The organism is Chroococcidiopsis sp., assembly GCF_051657925.1.
In the GTDB taxonomy this organism is placed as follows: domain Bacteria; phylum Cyanobacteriota; class Cyanobacteriia; order Cyanobacteriales; family Chroococcidiopsidaceae; genus Chroococcidiopsis.
This window is the reverse complement of sequence record NZ_JBOFLP010000054.1, coordinates 1-6,630: the sequence shown is the minus strand read 5'-3', so window position 1 is coordinate 6,630 and position 6,630 is coordinate 1. Positions and strand designations below refer to the sequence as shown.

The 6,630-nt window shown below is 47.7% G+C and carries 6 protein-coding genes; all 6 read right to left on the bottom strand.

The features are described 5' to 3' along the window. Nucleotides 1-151: 151 nt before the first annotated feature. Nucleotides 152-2,398: a M48 family metallopeptidase gene (locus ACRC32_RS04125; RefSeq protein WP_438552784.1), complete on the bottom strand. Its 2,247-nt coding sequence runs from the start codon at nucleotides 2,396-2,398 to the stop codon at nucleotides 152-154. Nucleotides 2,399-2,612: 214 nt separating this feature from the next. Then, nucleotides 2,613-3,830 (bottom strand): lipid-A-disaccharide synthase, encoded by a 1,218-nt coding sequence (lpxB, locus tag ACRC32_RS04120; protein ID WP_438552783.1) that lies wholly within the window; start codon nucleotides 3,828-3,830, stop codon nucleotides 2,613-2,615. Nucleotides 3,831-3,925: 95 nt separating this feature from the next. Beyond that, nucleotides 3,926-4,759, bottom strand: a complete 834-nt coding sequence (gene lpxA, locus ACRC32_RS04115) for an acyl-ACP--UDP-N-acetylglucosamine O-acyltransferase (protein ID WP_438552782.1) — start codon at nucleotides 4,757-4,759, stop codon at nucleotides 3,926-3,928. Nucleotides 4,760-4,878: 119 nt separating this feature from the next. Further along, complete coding sequence (gene fabZ / locus ACRC32_RS04110; RefSeq protein WP_438552781.1) at nucleotides 4,879-5,415, bottom strand: 3-hydroxyacyl-ACP dehydratase FabZ; 537 nt, start codon at nucleotides 5,413-5,415, stop codon at nucleotides 4,879-4,881. 106 nt (nucleotides 5,416-5,521) lie between these two features. Beyond that, nucleotides 5,522-6,370, bottom strand: coding sequence for a UDP-3-O-acyl-N-acetylglucosamine deacetylase (gene lpxC, locus ACRC32_RS04105; RefSeq protein WP_438552786.1), 849 nt, complete (start codon nucleotides 6,368-6,370; stop codon nucleotides 5,522-5,524). Nucleotides 6,371-6,535: 165 nt separating this feature from the next. Then, a partial coding sequence (locus ACRC32_RS04100) for a BamA/TamA family outer membrane protein (protein WP_438552785.1) occupies nucleotides 6,536-6,630 on the bottom strand: 95 nt, incomplete at its 5' end.

Here is a 6,630-nt window from a genome sequence, read left to right as displayed (position 1 = left end):
AGCCATGTCTGGACTTTAGTTGTTTATGTAAATAAATGTAACACATTAAACCGAATTGTTGCAATTAATCTTTACATTGACCAAAAGATAAGAGGTAAGAAGATTGTAATCGGCGATCGGTCACCGATCGCTGTTCGCTGCTGCCTGACAACTAATAACTGCCTCCCTTGACAATCACGTAAACGCCCCAGATAGTAGCAGCGATCGCCAGTGCGAGCGACCAACCCTGATGGCTGCTGTTACTGGTTTTACCAGCTTGAGTGCGCAATGTTTCAATATCGATCCAAGCCGTAGCCCCACGGCGGAACCAGCCTGTTAAGATAACATGCCTTCCAATTAAATCGATAGGGTCGGTAGAGGGTCTAAGCAAAAGACAGCCGAGGGGTCCCAGCCAAGAAGCATAATGCAGCTTGACTAAGCCAGTTGGTAAGTGCAGCAGTAAATCTTGTCCGAACCAGTTGCCAATACCGCGCCGTCCTAACAACTTACCTTGGAGGCGGAGAGGCTGCGGGACAACTGGTAATAAATAGGGATTAGACAACAGCTCGGCAAGATTGGGACGATTTAGTAAGCTGGTAGACTTTGTTTCTGGAAATAAAGCATTTAGCCGCAGAAAAATACCGAGGCTCAAGCCAATCGCCAAGCTACCGCGCACGATCCACCAATCGCCCCACATCCAAGCTAAGTAAGGATTACCCAACCAGTAACCGCCGAGCCATCCAATCAGCCACATGAAACCGCTAAAAGCAGCACCGAGGAGAATTCCCAAGTAAGGAGAAACTTGTAATAGCAGTGAGTCGTGAAGAAAGAAGGGTGTGGGGTGTGGGGTGTAGGGTGTGGTGAGTGGTGCGAGATTGTTTTCCCCCAGCTTCCTTGTTCCCCTTGTCCCCCAACGACTCCCGACTCCCGACTCCCGACTCACTCGTAAATTTAATTCAGTATCCAAGCGCCAGTTATGGGCAATTCGATTCAGGCGTTGGAGGCGATCGCCAATTGAGGGATGAGTTTGATTGATGCTGAGCCAGTAGCGCAAAGGATTCATGCAGTCCCAGGCTAAAGCTGCCTCTAATTCAGGTAATGAATGTAGATTGCTCAGGGCGATCGCTTGTTTGTAGCTGATAATTGTGAGTAAGTCCCAACCTTCTAGCAACCAACTGGTATGTCCTTGCTGTTGAATATCTTGAGCCACACCACGGGCAATTTTGAGTATGGCGCGACTGAGGGCGTTAGGATTGCCAGTTAATTCTGCGGCAAGGCGATCGCTGTAGTATATGCGTAACTGAGAGAGCCAAAACGCAGGTAAACGCAGAAGCAACCACACTCCATAAGCAAAGTTAGCGGCGATCGCGATAAAGGCTTGTAGCGTTTTATTCGATATCTTGTTGCCCCACTGTGACAACTGGGAATAGGTTATGTAGGGTAACTGAGTAACTAATATAAATTGAGATAAAACGATAAAATCCCAATTAGCTATCTGCCCTAATTGTGTTGCATAGATAGCGGCAATTTCATCATCTGCGAGTTGCTCTAGCAGACCTTGACTTACGACTATTCTTGCCGTGCGGCGCAGGTTGCCATAAGTGAAAATAAGAGGCACGGCTGTAGGTAGCACGCGCAACTGAGGTAAACGATAGTGGTGCTGACGACAAGAGCGCTGTAGCAGCCTGCTAGCTTCTGGGCTAGAAATTTCCAAAGTTTCCAGAGATAGGTGTTGAAGCCCGTGCCACCATCTTAGTAACCCATCTATCAACCAAGGGGATAGGGCTAGCAACAGCACCAATACGAATGCGATCTTGGTAGTATGGTCGTGATAGAACGGTTGAAACGGTTCTAGATAGGGGAGTTTTACCAATAAATCGTTAGTCAATCCCATCGCCAACTCAATGAGTTGTTGGATCGACCAAAATAGAGCGATCGCGCTACCGCACTGTAACAACCAAAATGGAATCAAATTAACAGTTGGTAATGGCTGCCAGCGTTGCGCTCGTTGTGCTTGTCGAAAGGGAGCACTTAGCAGGGAGCAGGGAGTAGTGAAGGAAGAAAGATGTGGCGTGTGGGCTGTAGAATGTGGGGTTCGTAGTATTCTCTCCCTCAGCCTCCTCAGCTCTCTTCCCTGCTCCCTATTCTCAATAGCTATAGCAGACAATTCAGTGCTTAAATGAGTTGCCCAATCTCGAATTTGAGAACTGTTGCTACTTTGGGTTAAGAATCGGCAAAGAGCTATTAGATAATCGATGTCGCTGTCAGGGCTAGCTAACTGAGTTTGTTGCTCGGTGACGGAAATATTTTCTGTCTGACAGAGGATTTCTAAATGAGCGATCGCCCCTTGATAATCTTCTTGTTGCAGTGCTGTTTTTGTTGCCTCTAACAACATTTCAGGATCGCCAGTCATAGCCATAAACCATAAACTTTCTTGCTTTCACCGATTGCCAATACCTTATCGCCACCGATTCTGGCACAATCAGCTAGATATGAGTAGAAAGTGAGTCGTGAGTAGCGAAGAAAAGGGTGTGGGAAGTGTGGGAAGTGTGGGAAGTGTGGGAAGTGTGGGAGGAGACAAGGGAGAATTTTCGAGAGCGATCTCCCTTGTCTTCCTTGTCCCCCCTGTCCTCTTATCCTCCCGACTCCCGACTCCCGACTCCCGACTCCCGACTTCTAGCTAACAACATTTGTAATATTTCTGTAGCAGCCCGATCGCCTACGCCTGTTTCTCCTAGAAGCGATCGCATTTGCTGATAGTCTGTCAAAACTTGCTGGCGGCGAGTTGGGTTGAGCAGCAAGTCTAAAGCTTGTTGGGTAATATTTTCCGGTGTGGCTCGATCTTGAAGTAACTCTGGGACGATCTCGCGATCGACAACTAAGTTCGGTGGCGAAATCAAGGGTAAGTTAATTTTAAGGAGGTTGCGGGCGATCCACGCTGTAAATTGACTGACGCGATAAATTACGACTTGCGGCACGTCTAACAAGGCAATTTCTAGATTGACCGTGCCAGATTTAGTAATTGCTAAGTCAGCTGCCGCGATCGCCTCTAAAGTTTGACCGGAAAGTATAGTTGCTTGTAAGCCGTAATCTCGTACTGCTTGGGCGATCGGTTGGCGATAGATTTCTAAAGATAGGGGAATCCAAAAACGTACTTGTGGTAGTTTTGCCTGAATTGCTTTTGCTGCTTGAAACATTGCTGGCAGCAGATATTTTAATTCTTGGTGACGAGAGGCAGGAATTAACGCTATGCTCAAAGCCTCTGGTGCAATACCTAGCTTAGCCCTTGCTATTTCGCGACTAGGTGCTGCCTGCACGCGATCGAGTAGAGGATGCCCTACCCAAGTAACTGACACGCCCAAGCGTTTAAAATAAATGGCTTCTGCGGGAAATATTGCCAACAACCGATCCGTCATCTTGACTAAGCGATCGATTTCTCCCCGATTAGACCACCAGACCCACATTTGGGGAGCAATAAAATACACGATTGGAACTTGGGGAAAAGTTTGCCGGATGTAGCTGCCTAAAGCCAGATTGGGTCCGGCATAGTCTATGAGTACGACAAGATCGGGTGGATGTTGTTGGAGATACTGTTTAGTTTGGGTTTGAATTTTGAGGGTAGGTAAGACAAATGGGATTGCTTCCCAGACAGTACCAACAGAGCCAATGCTAGCAGTATTAGCCAAAAGACGAGCGCCAGCTGCTGCCATGCGATCGCCTCCCAAGGCAACAATTTCTAGAGGCAGATTGCGATCGCGGCTTTGACGGTGCAATGCTTCTACAAGTAAAGCTCCTTGAAGATCGCCCGAAACTTCGCCCGTACTAATGAAAATTCTGTAGTCATTTGTCATTTGTCATTTGTCATTTGTCATTTGATAAGTTGTTAGTTGTTGGTTGTTAGTTATTAATTACGTTTTGACTTTTGACTTTTGACTTTTGACTTTGCCTAACATATTTCCTCATCACCGTTGGGCAATTGTCGCCCAGGAATGGAACCGCGCCTGGGTTTCATTTGGGACATTCGCAAAAATTGCAACAGATGTTGTACGTGTTCGTTATCTGCAATTAGCTCTAATTGTTCCAAAGCTTGACCGAGAGTTAGATCGGAACGATAAAGAATGCGAAAAGCTTTTTTCAAGGAACGATAGACTTGCCCTTGTTCTGCTTGGGCAATACCGGCGCGTCTAATTCCTACAATGTTGAGCGATCGCACTCGTGCTGGATTGCCTTCTACTAACACATAGGGTGGCACGTCCCTAGCGATCCGACTCATACCACCCACCATTGCTAGTCTTCCAATATGGACGAATTGATGTACGCCCAAGACTCCACTGATTGTGGCGCGCGATTCAATGTGGATATGACCGGCTAGAGCTACGCTATTGGCGATCGTCACAGAGTCTTCAATAATACAGTTATGACCTACATGAGCATAAGCCATTAACAAGTTATTGTTACCTATAATCGTGGCTTCTCCGGTACGAGTGGCGCGGTTGATGGTGACGTACTCGCGGATACGATTGCCGTCGCCAATTTTTACCATTGAGGAACCGCCATCGTACTTAAGGTCTTGTGGTTCCAGCCCGATTGCCGCTCCAGGAAAAATTTGATTTCTCGCCCCAATGTCTGTTGGTCCCTCCAACACAACATGAGCGCCAATGGTAGTTTCGGGACCAACTTTGACTTCCCGACCAATAACCGCGTAGGGACCTACTTCTACGGTCGGGTGTAGTTCTGCCCCTGGATGGATTGCAGCAGTATGATGAATGAGTGTTTTCAAGGATGCATCTCCAATCGAGGCGCTAGAAAATCAGTTGTCAGTGAAGAAAGGGAGCAGAGGGCAGGGAGCAGGGAAAATGCCTTTTGACTTTTGACTTCTGACTTCTGACTTCTGCCGAATTACTCTACAAGGGAAAAGAGTAATTCGCCTTCTGCTGCCAGTTGACCGTCAACTTCAGCACGGGCTTGCATTCTCCCAAAACGACGACGCTTTACCCACAACAGTTCCACTGTCATCACCAACTGATCTCCTGGAGTTACTTGTCGCCGAAACCTGACTTTATCCATGCCAGCAAACACAAACAAATTGCCGTCCATTTCTTGCATTTGAGTTAACACGACTCCACCGACTTGTGCCATAGCTTCTACAATCAAAACTCCAGGCATCAATGGTCTTTGGGGAAAATGTCCCTGAAAATGAGGTTCGTTGAAAGTCACATTTTTGATTCCAACCGCTCTTTTCCCTGGGATGTAATCAATAATTCTATCTACGAGGGCAAAAGGATAGCGATGAGGCAAAAGTGCATGAATTTGCTCGACTGTGAGGGTTGTTTTCTCTGGGGTAGGAGTAACTTCAGTTTGACGATCGAGATGCTGAAGATTAGCATCATCGCTAGCAGGAGAATCTGGGGAATTGACTTGGATCAGGGTTGACATGGCTGAATTTCTCAAAGATCGGGGCTGTGAAGAGAAGGGATTAGGGAGCAGGGAGCAGGGGAGTTATTGCTTTCAACTTCCGACTTCCGACTTCCGACTTCCAACTTCATGATTTCATTTTTTGCTCCAGCAGTTGGGCAAGTTGAACGTGTAGTTTGTGGCTTGCTTTATAAGCAAGGAAATGAGCGTTGGGGAATGTCCCCAGTAAGCACAAATCTCCCACTAAATCTAAAATTTTATGACGTGCTGGTTCATTTGCAAATCTCAATGGTGGATTCAGCCACGATTGGGGGGTACAAACAATAGCATTTTCAAGACTTCCACCTTTAATTAACCCTTGCGATCGCAAGAATTCGATCTGGGTTGCCAAACCGAAAGTGCGTGCTGGGGCAATTTCTGCCGCAAATGTAGATGTATTATACGTCCAACTATGCCACTGATTGCCGATCGCCGCAGTCTCAAAGTCAATTCCGTAAGTAAAGCGGGTTTCTGGTGCGGGCAAAGCTGCGACAAAAGTATCGCCTTCGCGTACCCAAACGGGTTCTAGTAGTTGGGGGACAAGAGTAGGCGCTGGCACAGACGAGCGCCCTACTTTGGCGATCGCCTCTGCCCAAATCCGAGCCGAACCGTCTAACAACGGTACTTCTGCCGCGTCAATTTCAATCCTGGCATTATCAACTCCACTACCTGCTAAGGCTGCTAGCAAATGTTCTACGGTGCGAACGGATGCTGCTCCGGCTTCGAGCTGCGTTGAAAGTACGGTTTGACTAACTGCTCCAACGCAAGCAGGAATTCGGGGCTGAGTTGGCAAGTCGACCCGCACAAAATAGCGTCCTTCCCCCACTGCGGCGGGTAAAATGCGAACTTGGCTGGTCTCTCCACTATGCAATCCTACTCCCGATTGGCTTATCGTACCTGCGAGCGTGTGCTGTGAGGAGTGAGGAGAATTCGGAATTTGGAATTTAGAGCAGATCGGAAGTTTCTCCTCTGCTCCCCTACCTCCTTGTTCCCCTTGTCCTCCTTGTTTCCCTTGCTTTTCCCTCACTCCTCGCTCCTCGCTCCTCACTCCTTCCATCTTGTCTCCCTTGTCCTCCTATTTCCTGTCTCCTATCCATAATCCCTAGAATTTCTCCCCAATGCCAAACTGAATGCGGCTGTCGCCGTCGCTGTTCAAGCCGTAGTCTAGGCGCAGGGGTCCCAAGGGAGAATTGACTC

What these genes read in the sequence shown, in the direction of transcription:
- lpxB (WP_438552783.1), bottom strand. Translation starts at nt 3,830, where the DNA reads ATGACAAATGACTACAGAATTTTCATTAGTACGGGCGAAGTTTCGGGC.
- ACRC32_RS04125 (WP_438552784.1), bottom strand. Translation starts at nt 2,398, where the DNA reads ATGGCTATGACTGGCGATCCTGAAATGTTGTTAGAGGCAACAAAAACA.
- fabZ (WP_438552781.1), bottom strand. Translation starts at nt 5,415, where the DNA reads ATGTCAACCCTGATCCAAGTCAATTCCCCAGATTCTCCTGCTAGCGAT.